Source organism: Mycobacterium sp. IDUB_17 (assembly GCF_055419465.1).
This window is the reverse complement of sequence record NZ_JBVAXS010000005.1, coordinates 436,930-451,997: the sequence shown is the minus strand read 5'-3', so window position 1 is coordinate 451,997 and position 15,068 is coordinate 436,930. Positions and strand designations below refer to the sequence as shown.

General features: G+C 66.9%; 14 protein-coding genes. 1 reads left to right on the top strand and 13 read right to left on the bottom strand.

Going from position 1 to position 15,068, the window contains the following annotated elements; translation table 11 throughout:
• Positions 1–4 precede the first annotated feature (4 nt).
• From ACZYZ7_RS23035 to lepA, 7 genes are all read right to left on the bottom strand, one after another.
• Entirely contained in the window at positions 5–1,240 is a 1,236-nt protein-coding gene (locus tag ACZYZ7_RS23035) for an acyl-CoA dehydrogenase family protein (RefSeq protein WP_450072137.1), read from the bottom strand.
• The gene (locus tag ACZYZ7_RS23030) at positions 1,241–2,242 is read right to left on the bottom strand and encodes a GNAT family N-acetyltransferase (protein WP_463741896.1); all 1,002 of its coding nucleotides are present in this window, start codon (positions 2,240–2,242) and stop codon (positions 1,241–1,243) included.
• Positions 2,239–3,714, bottom strand: a complete 1,476-nt coding sequence (locus tag ACZYZ7_RS23025) for an APC family permease (protein WP_135456249.1) — start codon at positions 3,712–3,714, stop codon at positions 2,239–2,241. Before ACZYZ7_RS23025 ends, ACZYZ7_RS23030 begins: the two co-directional genes overlap by 4 nt.
• 127 nt (positions 3,715–3,841) lie before the next feature.
• Positions 3,842–5,224: an LLM class flavin-dependent oxidoreductase gene (locus ACZYZ7_RS23020; RefSeq protein ID WP_135456251.1), complete on the bottom strand. Its 1,383-nt coding sequence runs from the start codon at positions 5,222–5,224 to the stop codon at positions 3,842–3,844.
• Positions 5,221–6,525: an NtaA/DmoA family FMN-dependent monooxygenase gene (locus ACZYZ7_RS23015; protein WP_463741895.1), complete on the bottom strand. Its 1,305-nt coding sequence runs from the start codon at positions 6,523–6,525 to the stop codon at positions 5,221–5,223. Before ACZYZ7_RS23015 ends, ACZYZ7_RS23020 begins: the two co-directional genes overlap by 4 nt.
• A gap of 66 nt (positions 6,526–6,591) precedes the next feature.
• Positions 6,592–7,311, bottom strand: coding sequence for a sensor domain-containing protein (locus ACZYZ7_RS23010; protein ID WP_463741894.1), 720 nt, complete (start codon positions 7,309–7,311; stop codon positions 6,592–6,594).
• Positions 7,308–9,182 carry a translation elongation factor 4 gene (gene lepA / locus ACZYZ7_RS23005; protein WP_463741893.1) on the bottom strand — a complete coding sequence of 625 codons (1,875 nt, stop codon included), beginning with the start codon at positions 9,180–9,182 and terminating at the stop codon, positions 7,308–7,310. The genes ACZYZ7_RS23010 and lepA overlap by 4 nt, the downstream gene beginning before the upstream one ends.
• Before the next feature lie 79 nt (positions 9,183–9,261).
• Between lepA and ACZYZ7_RS23000 the strand changes: the two genes are divergently transcribed.
• Entirely contained in the window at positions 9,262–9,897 is a 636-nt protein-coding gene (locus ACZYZ7_RS23000) for a type II toxin-antitoxin system PemK/MazF family toxin (RefSeq protein ID WP_090432194.1), read from the top strand.
• On the opposite strand, the gene ACZYZ7_RS22995 is transcribed toward ACZYZ7_RS23000, so the two are convergent.
• The 6 genes from ACZYZ7_RS22995 to ACZYZ7_RS22970 all read right to left on the bottom strand — a co-directional run bounded on the left by ACZYZ7_RS22995 (position 9,879) and on the right by ACZYZ7_RS22970 (position 15,041).
• Positions 9,879–10,673, bottom strand: coding sequence for an ABC transporter ATP-binding protein (locus tag ACZYZ7_RS22995; protein WP_463741892.1), 795 nt, complete (start codon positions 10,671–10,673; stop codon positions 9,879–9,881). The genes ACZYZ7_RS23000 and ACZYZ7_RS22995 overlap by 19 nt on opposite strands.
• Positions 10,670–11,695: a FecCD family ABC transporter permease gene (locus ACZYZ7_RS22990; RefSeq protein ID WP_167857903.1), complete on the bottom strand. Its 1,026-nt coding sequence runs from the start codon at positions 11,693–11,695 to the stop codon at positions 10,670–10,672. Before ACZYZ7_RS22990 ends, ACZYZ7_RS22995 begins: the two co-directional genes overlap by 4 nt.
• Positions 11,692–12,666, bottom strand: coding sequence for an ABC transporter substrate-binding protein (locus ACZYZ7_RS22985; RefSeq protein ID WP_286175311.1), 975 nt, complete (start codon positions 12,664–12,666; stop codon positions 11,692–11,694). Before ACZYZ7_RS22985 ends, ACZYZ7_RS22990 begins: the two co-directional genes overlap by 4 nt.
• A gap of 44 nt (positions 12,667–12,710) precedes the next feature.
• Positions 12,711–13,748, bottom strand: a complete 1,038-nt coding sequence (locus tag ACZYZ7_RS22980; protein ID WP_463741891.1) for an ABC transporter substrate-binding protein — start codon at positions 13,746–13,748, stop codon at positions 12,711–12,713.
• Positions 13,749–13,940: 192 nt separating this feature from the next.
• Complete coding sequence (locus ACZYZ7_RS22975; protein ID WP_463741890.1) at positions 13,941–14,549, bottom strand: GNAT family N-acetyltransferase; 609 nt, start codon at positions 14,547–14,549, stop codon at positions 13,941–13,943.
• 60 nt (positions 14,550–14,609) lie between these two features.
• Positions 14,610–15,041 (bottom strand): CBS domain-containing protein, encoded by a 432-nt coding sequence (locus ACZYZ7_RS22970; protein ID WP_209914641.1) that lies wholly within the window; start codon positions 15,039–15,041, stop codon positions 14,610–14,612.
• Positions 15,042–15,068 lie beyond the last annotated feature (27 nt).

Here is a 15,068-nt window from a genome sequence, read left to right as displayed (position 1 = left end):
GGGCTCAGTTGCCCTGCCCGCCGCGCCCCCGTGACACCAGGTCGGCCACCGGATCCTTGTCGTTGATGAACCAGTCACCGAGGATGCGCGCCTTGTAGACCACCGGATTGTGCGAAGCCAGCGTGCGGGCGTTGCGCCAATGCCGGTCCAGGCCAAGCTCTTCGGAGACGCCCGAGGCGCCGAGCGCATCGAACACCCGCGTGGTGGCCCGCAGCGCCGCGGCCACGATCACCAACTGCGCCTGGGTGACGGCCACCTCGGCGTCGACGAGCAACTGGCGGGCCTGGCCATCACTGCCCGCGAGCCGGCCGGCCACGATCCGATCCAGGCTGCGTGCGCTCTGCCCCAGTGCGGCCGTCGCGCCGAACGCCTCCGCCGACACCTCACCGATCACCTGCAGCAACTGCGGATCCGCGGCCGGCACCTCGGCCAGCCCCTGCGGGTAATTGCGCTGCCGGGCCGTCAACGCGGCCGAGCCGTCCCGCTGTGCCGCCCTGATGATTCCGGTCAGCACCGCGAGCATGGCGATCTGGTAGAAGTGCGCCTGGTAGGTGAAGCGTTCGGTCGCCGGGAACACGTTGCCGCGCTCGGCCCGGGCCCGCTCGTAGCGGGCCGAACCGCTGCCCGTCGTGCGCTGGCCGAACCCGCGCCAGTCGTCGATGAGAGTGACGCCGGGATCATCGGCACGCACCAGAGCCGTCCACAGCTCGCCGTCCTCACCGCGACCGAGAACATCGAGCCAGTCGGCGTAAAGACTGCCGGTCGCATAGTATTTCGAGCCGGAGACCAACCAGTGCCCGTCCCCCTCGGTCACCGTCGTAGCCAGATTGGCCAGGGTCAGATTGTTGGCTTCGGTCCAGCCACCGCCGACGAACTCGCCGGCCAGAAACCGCTTGATCCAGGTGGTGTTGTCCTCCGACGCCGGCGCATTGAGCCGGTCCTCGACGAAGGCCAGATGGTTGCGCCAGATGTGGGCGACGTTGGGATCGGCCTCCCCCAGGTCCGCCAGCAGCAGGAAGGTCTGCTCCAGCGACGCACCGAAACCGCCCTGCTCTGCCGGGATCCGCAAGGTGCCGAATCCGGCGTCACTCAGCCAGCGCACCTGCTCGTGCGGGAACACCCGGTCGGCCTCGCGCTGCCGATTCCCCTCGGCGATCTGCTCGAAGATCGGCCCGAACACCGAGCGCAATTCGGCGTCATAACCTGTGGGGCGCTTCAGATATGTGGTTTCGGTGGACATTTAAACGTTCTCCTCGGCGTCGATCCGGTACGCGTACTCGTCGCGGACAGTGCGATACCCCAACCGGGCATAGAGCAGATGGGCATTGCTGACATTGGCGATGTCGGTGCCCAACGAGGCATGGGTGAAACCCCGCCGCAGCGCCGCCAGCCAGAGCTTGCGCAGCAGCAGCTCCGCGGTTCCGGCCTTGCGGCGGTCCGCGCGCACACCGATGTAGTCGGTGTGGGCGCTGCGGATCTCGTCCGCACCGGTTCCCGAGGTGTAGGTGGAACCCAGCACATAGCCGACCACCACACCGCCGTCATCCACGGCGGCCAGGCTGAAATCCGGGGTGAATGCCCGGCTGGCCAGATGATGTTCCCAGCGCTGCGGGGTTTTCGACATGTTCCCGAAATGCTCGCGGAACGTGTCGAATTGCACCTGCCTGACCTGTTCGGTGAGACCTTCCGCCACGACCTCGGGCCACGACAGGATCGTGATCGACCCGATCCGGGCATCGGCCAGAGCGACGGCGTCCTCGTTACGCAATGACTTTCGGGTGCTGGCGAATTGGCGTTCCCGGTGGGCTCCGCGGGTAGCCAGCGCATCGATCGCCACGTCCTGATCGGCACCGATGAAAACCCGCAGGTATGCGCCGGGCACGGCCACCCGGCCGAACCGTTCGACACTGTCGCCGACGATCGACCGCACCGCCTCCGTCGGGGCATGGGGACCGAATACGAAGTTCCCCAACACCTCCGGTTCAGCGCCGTCCGGCCGGTGCAGGGCTGCGTATCCGGCCACCGCGCCGGCCTCATCGAGGAGAACGACGGCCGAGCCGGGGTACACACCGCCGAGTTGTTCTGCGATATCGCGGGAATCGGCGGCGAACTTGCGACCGCCGAGCCCCGGCGTGGTGGCCAGGAAGTCGGCGATCAGCGGATGGTGTCGTGGGGCTACCTCGGCGACGGTCCAACCGGTCACGTCCGACGCCGCAGTCAACGCGTCCTGGGTCAGCGTCACGGCGTCACACCCGCATCGAGCAGCCGCTGCTGTTCCTCATCCGAGATGCTCTGGATGGTGCCGATGCGCTTGGCCACCTCGGGTCGGGTCCGCTTGAGGTACCAGTACCAGGACAGTCCGGCCAGCAGGATGGCGCCGAACACGAAAGGCAGGATGTTGAACGGGAACTCAGGCACCGGGTAGAAGTTGCTGACGATCACGTACCCCAGGCCGATGGCGGCCGCGACCGCCACGGCGAGTCGCTGCGGCGTCAGGGCGCCGATCTTGCGCAGCCAGATCGGCGTGGCGATGACCACCAGCAGATAGCTCACCAGGAAGCCCCAGTTGGCCACGTAGCCGCCGTAGACGTCGAACACCAGCCGGCCCGCGGAGCTGAACGTGGCCGTGATCGAGAACGCGAGGGCAAGGATCCCGACGAACACCACACCGGCCCACGGCGTCTTGTAGGTCGGGTGCACCTTGGTGAACACCTGCGGCAGCGCGCCTTCGTGGGCGAAGGTGAACAGCGAGCGCGCGGCGGCGGTGGTGACCGCGGTGACGAACACGATAAACGCGATCGCGACAGCACCGCTGACGATCTGGTTCACCCACTCCACCCCGACACTGGTGGCCAGCTGCGGCAGCACCGCCTTGTCACCGTCGATCTCGCCGAAGTGCAGGATCTGGGGGTATGTCGCGAAGATGTACAGGGCGCCGATCAGGATCACCACACGCAGCAGGGATCTGGCGATGTTGCGGTGGGCGTCCTTGGCCTCGGCCCCGAGTGAGGCGACACTTTCAAAACCGGCATAGGAACCCACGGCGGTGACCGCCGCGATGAACGTGGCACTGGAGCCGAGGTGCTGGGGGTTCCACTGCTCCCAGTCGATGCGGAACCCGTAACCGATGTAGGAGGCCACGATGATCACCAGGATCGACGCGATGGCGAGCAACTCGAAGGCCAGTTCGTACTTCGCGGCCAGTGAAACTCCCCGGTACGGCAGGTACACCGCGACCCCGACCACCACGATCACCAGCAGCAGGCGGAACCAGACTGCCTGGGAGCCAAGGCCGATCGACTCCAGGAACGCATCGAGGTACAGCACGCCGCCGAGGGTTCCGGTGGTGGCGAAACCGATGTAACCGAACAGCAGGCTGAACCCGGCGGCGAAAGCGAAGCCAGGTCCCAGACCGTTACCCGTGTAGGTGCCCAGCGATCCGGAGGACACTGTGCGCTTGGCCTGGAAACTGATCGTGATGGCGACGAGCACCACGATGGACAGACCGATCACCGCCGCCCACGCCGCGCCCTTGCCCGCCGCCACGAATAGCGAGAACGGCACCACGGCCAGGGCCACGCTGGGTGCGGCGGCCGCCAGGCCCTGGGCGAACACCCCCCACGGGCCCAGCGCCCCTGATTCCAGCCCGGTCGATTCCGCCGAAATCAGGGTGCGGCCGGTAGCCGTCGTCTTCGGATCGTCTGTAGTAGTCACGGCAATGTCCCTTTCTGGACCGCGACGCCTCCCGTCCGGGAACCGGTACGGGTGGTTGATATGTCGGTATGTAGTGCCACACTGCCGCAATCAGATTCGCGCCGTCAGCTATGGAATCGGCGGGATTCTATTGCGAATGAACGGAATTCCTGCGAAATGCGGCGGCCGGGTGCCCGGCAGCCAGTAAACCGTCGTCGCCGCCGAACAGCTTCTGCCGCAACGTGGTCGGATCGGAAGCCTCGCGGGCGCGGCCACGCCGGCGCAGCTCCGGGATCAGGTACTCCGCCACGTCGGCGAAACTGCCGGGCGTGAGGTGATAGGCGATGTTGAACCCGTCCACCCCGGTCCGGTGCGCATACGCGTCCAGGGCATCGGCCACCGTGGTGGCCGACCCGACGAACAACTCGCCGCCGAACCCGCCGAGTCCCCCGACGTAGTCCCGCAACGTCAGGCGCTCACGGACGCCGGAATCGGTGACCGCGGCCAAGATCGACCGGCTGGCGTCGGTGTCGAACTGTCCGATCGGGCGGTCCACCCCATACGTCGACCAGTCCACACCGGACAGTGCCGACAAAAGCACCAGCCCGCCCTCCAGGTCGTGAAAGTCGGCGAGCTCGCGCGCCTTGGCCTGGGCCGCGGAATCGGTACTGTCCGTGACAATCTCGACCGAGGTGATGAACTTCAGCGATTGTGGGTCGCGGCCGTGCCCGACCGCCCGGCGCCGGATGTCCTCGATGTGGTTGCGCAGGACCTCGGGCCGCGGATCGCTGACGAACACCAGTTCTGCGTTGCGGGAGGCGAACTCCCGGCCGGCCGGCGACGTACCCGCCTGGAACAGCACCGGGGTGCGTTGCGGCGACGGTTCGACCAGGTGTGCCCCGGGCACGGTGAAGTACCGGCCGTGGTGGCCGATGCCATGGACCTTCGCCGGGTCGGTGTACACCCCGCGCTCGGCGTCGCGCAGCACCGCGCCCGGCTCCCACGAACCTTCCCAGAGCTTGTAGGTCACTTCCACGAATTCCTGTGCCATCGCGTAACGCTCATCGTGCGGGATCTGCCGGTCGCGGCCGATGATGTTGCGCGCCGCGCTGTCGAGTAGAGAGGTGACGATGTTCCAGCCGATCCGGCCGCCGGTGAGGTGGTCCAGGGTGCTGAACTTGCGGGCCAACAGGTACGGACTCTCGTAGGTGGTGGACACCGTGATGCCGAATCCCAGGCGCTGGGTCGCCGCGGCCATCGCCGATACCGCCAACAGCGGATCGGTCACCGGCGTCTGCACGGCCCGCGCGAGTGCGGCACTGGCGTCACCGCCGAACACGTCGAGTTGCCCGACCGCATCGGCGATGAACAGCACGTCGAATCCGCCGTCGTCGAGCAGCTTCGCCAGTTCCACCCAATACCGGACATCGGTGTAGTCGGCCGTGCGGTCCTGCGGGTGGCGCCACAGCCCGAAATTGCCGTGCGACACCGTCGACATGGTGAACGCCGACAGCACATACGGTTCGGTCATGACAGCTCCCGTCGCGGTATGTCCAGCCCCAGATGGGACCGCAGTGTGGTGCCGGCGTATTCGTGGCGGAACAGCCCGCGCTTGCGCAGCACCGGCACCACCTGCTCGACGAAAATCTCGTGCTGGCCGGGTAGCCCGGAATCCCGAAGCACGAACCCGTCGGCGGCACCGGTGGTGAACCACTGCTCGATCTCGTCGGCGATCTGCTCGGGCGTGCCCACGACCGCCGCACCCCAACCGTTGACCGTGCGGTACAGGAACTCTCGCACCGTCGGGTTTCCGTCGGTGGCCAGCAGCCGGTAGCCGGCCAACGCGGTCTGGTGGGTCTCGGTGTGCACCGGAAAGGCTGACTCCGGAACCGGACCGTCCAGGTCCGCACCGGTGACGTCCACGTCGACCTCGAGCAGCCAACCGGCTTGGTACTGCGGGCTGAAGTACTCGTACTCCTGCCGCTGCGCGTGCCGGGCTTCTTCCTCGGTGGAGCCGACGAGATACCGCAGCGACGGGGTGATCAGCGGCGGCCTCGCTCGTCCCGACCGCCGTGACTCCTCGTGGATCTGGGTGTAGAACTCCTGCGCCCGCGCCCGGTTGCCGTGACTGGTGAAGATCACCTCGGCGTGCCGGCCCGCGAAACCCCTTCCGGTTTCCGATGATCCGGCCTGGAAGATCACCGGCTGCCCCTGCGCCGACCGGGCCGCACCCAGCGGACCGGCCACGTCGAAGTAGCGCCCGTGGTGATCGGTCGGTTGAATTCTGGTGACGTCGTTGAATATCCCCGCAGCGCGGTCTTCGACGATGGTGTCCTCGCCCCAGCCGTCCCACAGCTTGCGCACCACCGCGAGCGCTTCCTCGGCAATCCGGTAGCGCTCGTCGTGGGCCACCACACCGCGGGCACTGAAGTTGTCGGCGGCGGCCTGCGCGAAGCTGGTCACCAGATTCCAGCCGGCCCGGCCACCGCTGAGGTGATCGAGTGAAAGCAACTGGCGGGCAAGGTGATACGGATGGGCCAGCGTGGCCGATCCGGTGACCACCAGCCCGATCCGGTCGGTCACCGAGGACAGCGCGGCCGTCGCGGTGAGCGGTTCGAAGTCTTCGGTGATCTTGTACGGCCACGTCGCCGGCGGGCCGTAGTTCAGGCCGTCGGCGAAGAACAGCGCGTCGAACGTGCCGGCCTCGGCGGTCTGCGCATAGCTGATCAGCCGCCGGCGTACCCCGCCGGTGCTGTTGTCGATATCGGGATGCCGCCACGGCCCGGTAGACCGGGTATTGCCGAAGGCCAGCAGATGCAGCTCTCTGGACACTGCGCCGACACTACGGTCGCGGTCGGCCCGCGCCGAGAGTTGCACTCAGCGCGAAGAAATCCGAGCCTACTTGCTGCGGACGTGGGCGACGATCTCCTCGACGACCTCGATTGCCTGCTGGTCTATGTCATCACCACAGACCCACGCCTCGACGACCACATTGGACGCCGCCGACAGCACGTGGTGGCATCCTCCGCTGGGACTGTCCTCGGGGGTCGACATCTGGCTTATCGAGGAATCCTCTGCAGTGACTTCGCTGACCGACCAGAGCTGGGGTATGTCCTCGGAGTCAAAGGTGACAATCGTTCCCGCACAGCTCTCCCAGATCGCCTGGGAGTGCTTCACGAATGCCTGGGCCTGTTCGGCCGAGGAATGGAGCACCACGACCTGTTCGATCCAATGCGGGTTGCCCTCGCCAGGCTCGCGCACGATCTGGTCGCGCACGGCCGTCCACCCGCTGTCCTGATAAACAAGCTCCTGAGCACCGAACGCGGCGGCAAGACAATCCCGATCCGATACCGCTTCCGAATTGTCGTTCAAGGTACTGGAATCGAAGCTCACCTGCAGATCCGACGACCCGACGATGTCGTTGAGGTCATCGACACCCAGCAGTAGGCCATCGAGGTCGGCTTCGATCAGCATCGGCTCCCACCTCGGCTCATCAGGGGCACGCGACGCCACACCGGCGACAGTGCTCACACAACCCGACAGCACGAGCGACAACGCCAACACCGCCGCCGCCACGACCCCGGTGGCGTACAGCCGGGCCCAGCCCGGGACGGTCATTTCTTTGGTTTGTCCGAGGCCGCGTCGGTGGACAGCGCCGCGACGAACGCCTCCTGAGGAACCTCCACGCGACCGATGGTCTTCATGCGCTTCTTGCCCTCTTTCTGCTTCTCCAGCAGCTTGCGCTTACGGGTGATGTCACCGCCGTAGCACTTGGACAACACGTCCTTGCGGATCGCCCGGATGTTCTCGCGGGCAATGATTTTCGATCCGATCGCAGCCTGGACCGGCACCTCGAACTGCTGGCGAGGGATGAGCTCTTTGAGCTTGGTGGTCATCTTGTTGCCGTAGGCGGACGCCGAATCCTTGTGCACGATGGCGCTGAACGCGTCCACCGCCTCGCCCTGCAGCAGGATGTCGACCTTGACCAGATCGGCCTCCTGCTCCCCGGCCTCCTCGTAATCGAGGCTGGCGTAGCCGCGGGTACGGGACTTCAGCGAGTCGAAGAAGTCGAAGATGATCTCGCCCAGCGGCATGGTGTAACGCAGCTCGACGCGCTCGGGCGACAGGTAGTCCATGCCGCCGAGCTCACCGCGACGCTGCTGACACAGCTCCATGATGGTGCCGATGAACTCGCTCGGCGCGATCACCGTGGTCTTCACCACCGGCTCAAAGACGCTGCGCACCTTGCCTTCTGGCCAATCCGACGGATTGGTGACGACCATCTCGGAGTTGTCGTCCTTGATCACCCGGTACACGACGTTGGGTGAGGTCGAGATCAGGTCCAGGTTGAACTCGCGTTCCAGGCGCTCCCGGGTGATCTCCATGTGCAACAGACCCAGGAAGCCGCAGCGGAACCCGAAGCCCAGCGCCACCGAGGTCTCGGGCTCGTAGGTCAGCGCGGCGTCGTTGAGCTGCAGCTTGTCCAGCGCCTCCCGCAACACCGGATAGTCCGAACCGTCCACCGGGTAGAGGCCCGAATACACCATCGGCCGGGGTTCGCGGTATCCGGTCAGCGCCTCGGTGGCACCGTTGCGGGCCGAGGTCACGGTGTCGCCGACCTTGGACTGGCGAACATCCTTCACACCGGTGATCAGGTAGCCGACCTCACCAACTCCCAGCCCGTCCGAGGCCTTCGGCTCCGGTGAGACGATGCCGACCTCGAGCAACTCGTGCGTCGCCCCGGTGGACATCATCTTGATCTTCTCGCGCGGGTTGAGCTTGCCGTCCACCACACGCACGTAGGTGACCACGCCGCGGTAGATGTCATAGACCGAGTCGAAGATCATCGCCCGCGCGGGCGCGTCGGCGTCACCGACCGGCGCCGGGATCAGTCGCACCACCTCATCGAGAAGCGCCTCCACGCCCTCGCCGGTCTTGCCGGAGACCCGCAGCACATCACTCGGTTCGCAGCCGATGATGTGCGCGATCTCGCCGGCGTAGCGCTCCGGGTCGGCGGCGGGCAGGTCGATCTTGTTCAACACCGGAATGATGGTCAGGTCCCGGTCCAGCGCCAGATACAGGTTCGCCAGCGTCTGCGCCTCGATGCCCTGGGCGGCGTCGACCAGCAGCACGGCGCCCTCACAGGCCTCCAGCGCGCGCGACACCTCGTAGGTGAAGTCGACGTGGCCCGGGGTGTCGATCAGGTGCAGCACGAAATCTTCGCCGTTGACCTGCCACGGCAGCCGCACGTTCTGGGCCTTGATGGTGATGCCGCGCTCGCGCTCGATGTCCATCCGATCGAGGTATTGAGCCCGCATATCGCGGTCGGCGACGACGCCGGTGATCCCCAGCATCCGGTCGGCCAACGTCGATTTGCCATGGTCGATGTGGGCGATGATGCAGAAGTTCCGGATCTGCGCCGGCGCAGTGAACGTCTTGTCGGCGAAGCTGCTGATGGGAATCTCCTGGTGAGCGTGGGTGTCCAGCACGTGCTGTGCTCCCTAAGGGTATCGAGCAACCACCGTCGCGACACAATCGCCAGGGGTCCGCTCGCATATGCTCGACACCATGGCGTCGCAGTGGAAGGCGTTCCAACAGGTTCTCAGGGGCGTAGTGGATGGCGCCGAGAACCTGGTGTTCAACGAGGCACCGAAGTTCGTGCGTCAGCTACAGACCACGGACAACGTGCCGCGGACCGTGCAGCAAGGCATCCAACAGGGCCTTCAGCAGGGCCTCAGGCTGGGTCTGGGCGTGCTTGCCGGTGCGGCCGCCCCGCCGCCGCAGGCGATCACCGCCGGCCGTCCGGTATCGAAGAACAGCGTGCCAACCGCACACCGGGCCCGCAAAGTCGTCTACGCCCCCGATCTTGACGGGCAGGCCGATCCCGGCGAGATCGTCTGGACCTGGGTGGTCTACGAGGACGATCCGACCCAGGGCAAGGACCGGCCGGTCCTGGTGGTGGGCCGCGATCAGCGCACCCTGCTCGGGCTGATGCTGTCCAGCCAGGACTACCACCGAGACGATCCGGACTGGATCGCCATTGGCACCGGCACCTGGGATTACGACGGCAGGCCGAGCTGGGTCCGGCTGGACCGGGTGCTCGACGTTCCAGAGGAAGGCATCCGCCGTGAGGGCGCGATCCTGGATCGCGGCCGGTTCGAAGCGGTCGCGCTACGGCTGCGCGCTCAGTACTCCTGGAGCTGACCACCCGTGCCGCGGGTCGGGCCGCCGCGTTCGAATCGCACGTACGGTCCGGCGTCGTCGACAGTGATCCGGCACCGTACTCCGTAGACGTCGGCCACCAGCTCCTCCGTCAGCACCTCGGCCGGGGTGCCGGTGGCCACCACGGTTCCCGCCGACAGCACGACCACGTGGTCGCAGAACATCGCCGCGAGGTTGAGATCGTGCAGGGCCACCACACAGGTGACGTCGAGCGCGCGGATCATCGCCAAGATCTCCAGTTGATGGGCGATGTCGAGATGGTTGGTCGGCTCGTCGAGCAGTAGCTCGCTGGGTTCCTGGGCCAGGGCCCGGGCGATCTGCACGCGCTGACGCTCCCCACCCGAGAGCGTGTGCCACAGCCGGTCGGCCATGCTGCGCAAGCCGGTGGCTGCCATCGCCGCGGTGACAGCTGCGGTGTCGTCGCGGCCGGCCCCGAACACCGGAGTATGCGGGATGCGTCCCAGCCTGACGATGTCGCGGACCGCGATGTCCAGATCGGTGTCGGCATGCTGCCCGACCATCGCCACCCGGCGTGCCACCGCGCGCCGCGACATCGTGTGCAGCTCACGACCGTCGAGCTCCACAGATCCGGAATCAGGCCGGTCGATCCCGGCCAACAGCCGCAGCAGTGAAGACTTGCCGGATCCGTTGGGGCCCAACAAACCGACAGTGCTGCCCGGAGCCGGGTCGACCGTGACACCGTCGAGTACGACCCGTCCCGAACGGGTCCAGCACACCTCTAAAGCCCGCAGGCTCATCGACGTATCCCCCTGCGCCGCAACAAGATCAACGCGAATGCAGGGACGCCGAGCAGTGCTGTGACCACCCCGGTGGGCAACTCCTGTGGAGCGAAGACGGTCCGGGCCAGGGTGTCCACCCACACCATGAAGATCGCGCCGAGGATCACCGCGGTCGGCAACAGGCGCCGATGGCCGGGCCCGACGACGAAACGCGCGGCGTGCGGCAGCACCAGCCCGACGAATCCGATCGCCCCGGCCGCACTGACCAGGGCCGCCGTCACCAACGCGGTCATGACCAGCAACACGACGCGTGCCCGGGCCACCGCGACGCCCAGCGTCGCGGCCGCATCCTGACCGAAGGCGAAGGCGTCGAGGGTACGCGCATAGGCCAAACACACCGCCAGCCCGACGCCTACGACGACCGCGCAGGTGAGGACATCCGACCAGGACACCCCGGCCAGCGACCCCAACAGCCAGAACAGCACTCCCCTGGTCTGTTCGGCGTCGGCCGACGACAACACGATGAAGGACGTCAGTGCCGAGAACAGCTGGGTTCCGGCCACTCCGGCCAAGACCACCCGGTCGGTCCCGCCGCCGGCCGCGTAGGCGAGCAGCAGCACCACGGCGAACGACAGCACCGCACCGGCGAAGGCGCCGCCGGACAAGGTCAGCGTGCCCGCGCCGACGCCGAGCACCGCGACCAGCACCGCGCCTGTAGAGGCACCCGACGAGACTCCCAGCACGAACGGGTCGGCCAGCGGATTGCGCAGCAGCGACTGCAGTATCGCCCCGCACAGCGCCAGCCCGGCTCCACAGATGGCCGCCAGGACGACTCTCGGCAGGCGCAGTTGCCAGACGATGCTCTCCTGCAGTCGGGTCGCCCCCGAGGGCCCCGCGCCGAGACGGTCGCCGACGATGCGGTAGACGTCACCCACCGACAACGCGGCGGGTCCGATGGTGATGGCCACCGCGGCCGAGAACACCAGAAGGACAAGGCCGGCGGCCCATAATCCGCCGAGCCATCCGGTACGCAGACTCACCGCGGTGAGCCGAAACCGAGTTCGGCCAGGCCCTTCGCCACCTTCTCGACGCCGTCCACGGTGCGGATCGACGGGTTGAGATCAGCCCCATTCACCACGATGTAGCGGCGGTGCCGCACGGCGGTCAGGCCCCGGGTGAGCGGATTCGATTCCAGGAATTCGACTTTGGTCTCCAGCGCGTCACCGTCGATCGTGCGGCGGCTCAGGTCACCCAGCACCAGCACATCCGGATCACGGTCGGCCACACTCTCCCAACTCACCTGCGGCCATTCATCTGTGGTGTCGGCGAACACGTTGCGTGCCCCGACGGTCCCGGCGATCACCCCGGGGGATCCGCAGCAGCCGGCGAAGTAGGGGGCACGAACATCGGAGAACCAGAAGGCCATGTCGACTCCGGAGGCAGCCCCACCGGCCGTGTCCATCCGTCGGCTCAACTCCGCGATGAGCCGATCGCCGCGTTCGACGACACCGAATATCGTCGCCAGGTCCCGGATTTCGGTGTAGACGGCATCCATGCTGAACGGGGTGCTGCGCGCGCCGTCGCCGTTGACCGAGGTCTTGCCCTCGCAGTCACTCGGTGCCAGATAGGTCGGTATGCCCAGCTGTGCGAACTGGTCGCGGTCGGCGACACCACCGGGTCCCAGGGTTCCGCCGAAAGACGCCGACACGAAATCGGGTTCGGTGTCGAGAACCGTCTCCAGCGACGGCTTGTTCACCGCCAGGCGCGGCACCCGGGCATTCTCGGCCTCGAGGCCGGGCCGGACCGGGTCCGTCCACGTCGCGGTGCCGACCATGCGGTCCGCCAAGCCCAGCGAGAGCAGAATCTCGGTGGAGCCCTGGTTCAACGACACCGCCCGCTGCGGCGGTGCATCGATCACCACCTGCCTGCCGCAATTCTGCACCGTCACCGGATATCCGGGCGCCGCCCCGGGAGGCGCTGCCGGGTCGGCAGCCTGGCCGCAGGCGGCCATCAGCAGCACGCCCATCATTCCGGCCATCAGCCGGACCCGTCCCGTCACCGGGCCAGCCCGAACGCCCTGAAACCGGCAGCCAGCTTCTCCAGGGCATCGATCTCGCGGATTCCGGGGTCGAGTTCGGATCCGGACAGCACGACATAGCGTTTGTCGCGCACCGCGGTCATGTTCCTGGTCACTGGATTCGATTCCAGGAACTTCACTTTCGCATCCAGAGCGTCCCCGTCGACGCGCCTTCGATTGAGGTCGGCCAGCACCAGCACGTCGGGATCGCGGTCGGCCAGGGCCTCCCAGCTGACCTCCGGCCAGTCCTCGCGGGTGTCGGCGAAGACATTGGTGACGCCGAGTTCGGTGGCGTACAACCCGGGCGCCGAGCAGCAGCCGGCCAGATAGGGCGTCCGTAGCCCCGAGAACCAGAATGCGACGCTGGTATCCGGCTCCGTGATCGACGGTGTGTCGTCCAGCCGCCGGGTGAGCCGGTCGATCAGGTCGCGGCCGCGCTCCTGCACATCGAAGATCTGGGCCAGCTCACCGATCTCCCGGAACAGGGTGTCGAGGGCCAGCGGTTCGATGCGGGTGACGGTCTCACCGTCGACTTTCGCCCCGGTACACACCGACGGCGATTGATACGTCGGGATGCCCAGCTGGGCAAACTTTGACCGGTCGGCAACCACCGCGGAGGTAAAGGTGTGAGCGCTGGCCGAGGTCACCAGGTCCGGCTCGACATCGAGCACCGTCTCCAGCCCCGGGTCGTTGTCCGCCAACCGGGGCACGGTGGCATTGTCGGCCGCGAGCTCGGGCAGCACCGGATCAAACCAGGTCGACGTGCCGACCATCCGATCAGCCAGACCGAGCGCCAGCAGTATCTCGGTCGAGGACTGGTAGAGCGACACCGCACGCTGCGGCGGCCCATCGAAAGTGACTGTCACACCGCAGTTCTCGATCGTGAGCGGATAGCTGGTCGGGCCCGCGGTGGCCTCGGCGGCGGGGTTGTCGGCGCCGGACTCTCGATGCCCGCAAGCCACCGTGAGCGACAACGTCACAGACACGAGGGACAACAGTGCGGTGAGCACACGCACGAACAAGACTCCCTTTGATCCAGGGCCCGGTCGCGGAGCCGTCAACGGTCATTCCCGGCCACAGGTAGTCGGACTCGAGGCGCTGCCTCATACCGTTGCGCGTCAGTTCCGGCTTTTCACCGGATTCCCCTGTTGGTCGGCCTTCGCACTGTAACAGCCACGACGTTTCGGCGATTGCCCGCGCGCATCTGGCTAGCGCGGCGCCCGCCACATCGGCGTCATGGTGGGTCCGCCGTCGGGCAGCACGATCTCCCCGGTGACCTCGAACCCGAAACGCATGTAGTACGGGACGTTGTCGGGGTTGCTCGACTCCAGGTAGGCGGGTGCATGCTCGGCGTCCACCCGGTCGAGGCGCGATTGCATCAGGGCGTGCCCGAACCCGCCGCCGCGCACCGCGGGGTCACTGCCGATCACCGCCAGATACCAGTGCGGCTCCTCCGGGTGCTGCTTCTTCATCAGCTCGACGACCTGCTGTCCACGCCGCATGGTGCTGCCGAAGGCCAGCACCATCGTGGGCAGCATGCGCAGTTCTTCGCTCGGCGTCTGTTTCCAGCGGCCCGGGCCGTCCCACAACGCTGCCGCGCCGATCTCGCCGTCCTGGACGGCCACCTCGGCACTACTGCCGGAGAGGAAATGATGGCGGGTGATGGCCGCGAACAGCCGGGGCAGGGCCTTGGCGCGGCGGGCGTCGTCAGCCAGGATCCATGCCATCACCGGGTCATCGTGGAAGGCCCGGCCCAGCACCGCGGCGAGCCGCTTCACGTCAGACTTGTTCGGGGGACGGACATCGACGGCAGCCACCAACCCACGATCGCACACGCCTCAGACCGTTTCGCGACAGAGATCGTCGTCCCGGCGCGATCAACGGCTCTGGGTGATGTAGGCCTGCAGCTGTTCCTGCTCGGCCTCGAGTTCTTCCATCCGGGTCTTGACGATGTCGCCGATGCTGACGATGCCGGCCAGCCGGCCACCGTCGAGCACCGGGATGTGGCGCACGCGGTTCTCGGTCATCAGCGCACTCAGGTGATCCACGGTGTCGCGTGGCGTGCAGGTCGCCACCACCGTGGTCATGATCTCCGACACCGGCTGCGCCAACAGGCTGCTGCCCCGCTCGTGCAGCTTGCGCACCACATCACGCTCCGAGACGATCCCGGCCAGCCCACCCGGACCGATGACCACCATGGCACCGATGTTGAGCTCGGTCAGCCCGGCCAGCAGTTCGGTCACCGTTGTCTCCGGCGAAATCGTCACCACCGCCGTGCCCTTGTTTTTCAGCACGTCCGCGATTCGCATCGGCAGCCTCCGATCGTGATCCACCTC

Bases quoted from the DNA above. Each gene is read 5' to 3' on its own strand.
- ACZYZ7_RS23035 (WP_450072137.1), bottom strand. From the start codon at position 1,240: ATGTCCACCGAAACCACATATCTGAAGCGCCCCACAGGTTATGACGCC.
- ACZYZ7_RS23020 (WP_135456251.1), bottom strand. From the start codon at position 5,224: ATGACCGAACCGTATGTGCTGTCGGCGTTCACCATGTCGACGGTGTCG.
- ACZYZ7_RS23010 (WP_463741894.1), bottom strand. From the start codon at position 7,311: ATGACCGTCCCGGGCTGGGCCCGGCTGTACGCCACCGGGGTCGTGGCG.
- ACZYZ7_RS23000 (WP_090432194.1), top strand. From the start codon at position 9,262: ATGGCGTCGCAGTGGAAGGCGTTCCAACAGGTTCTCAGGGGCGTAGTG.
- ACZYZ7_RS22995 (WP_463741892.1), bottom strand. From the start codon at position 10,673: ATGAGCCTGCGGGCTTTAGAGGTGTGCTGGACCCGTTCGGGACGGGTC.
- ACZYZ7_RS22985 (WP_286175311.1), bottom strand. From the start codon at position 12,666: ATGGCCGCCTGCGGCCAGGCTGCCGACCCGGCAGCGCCTCCCGGGGCG.
- ACZYZ7_RS22970 (WP_209914641.1), bottom strand. From the start codon at position 15,041: ATGCGAATCGCGGACGTGCTGAAAAACAAGGGCACGGCGGTGGTGACG.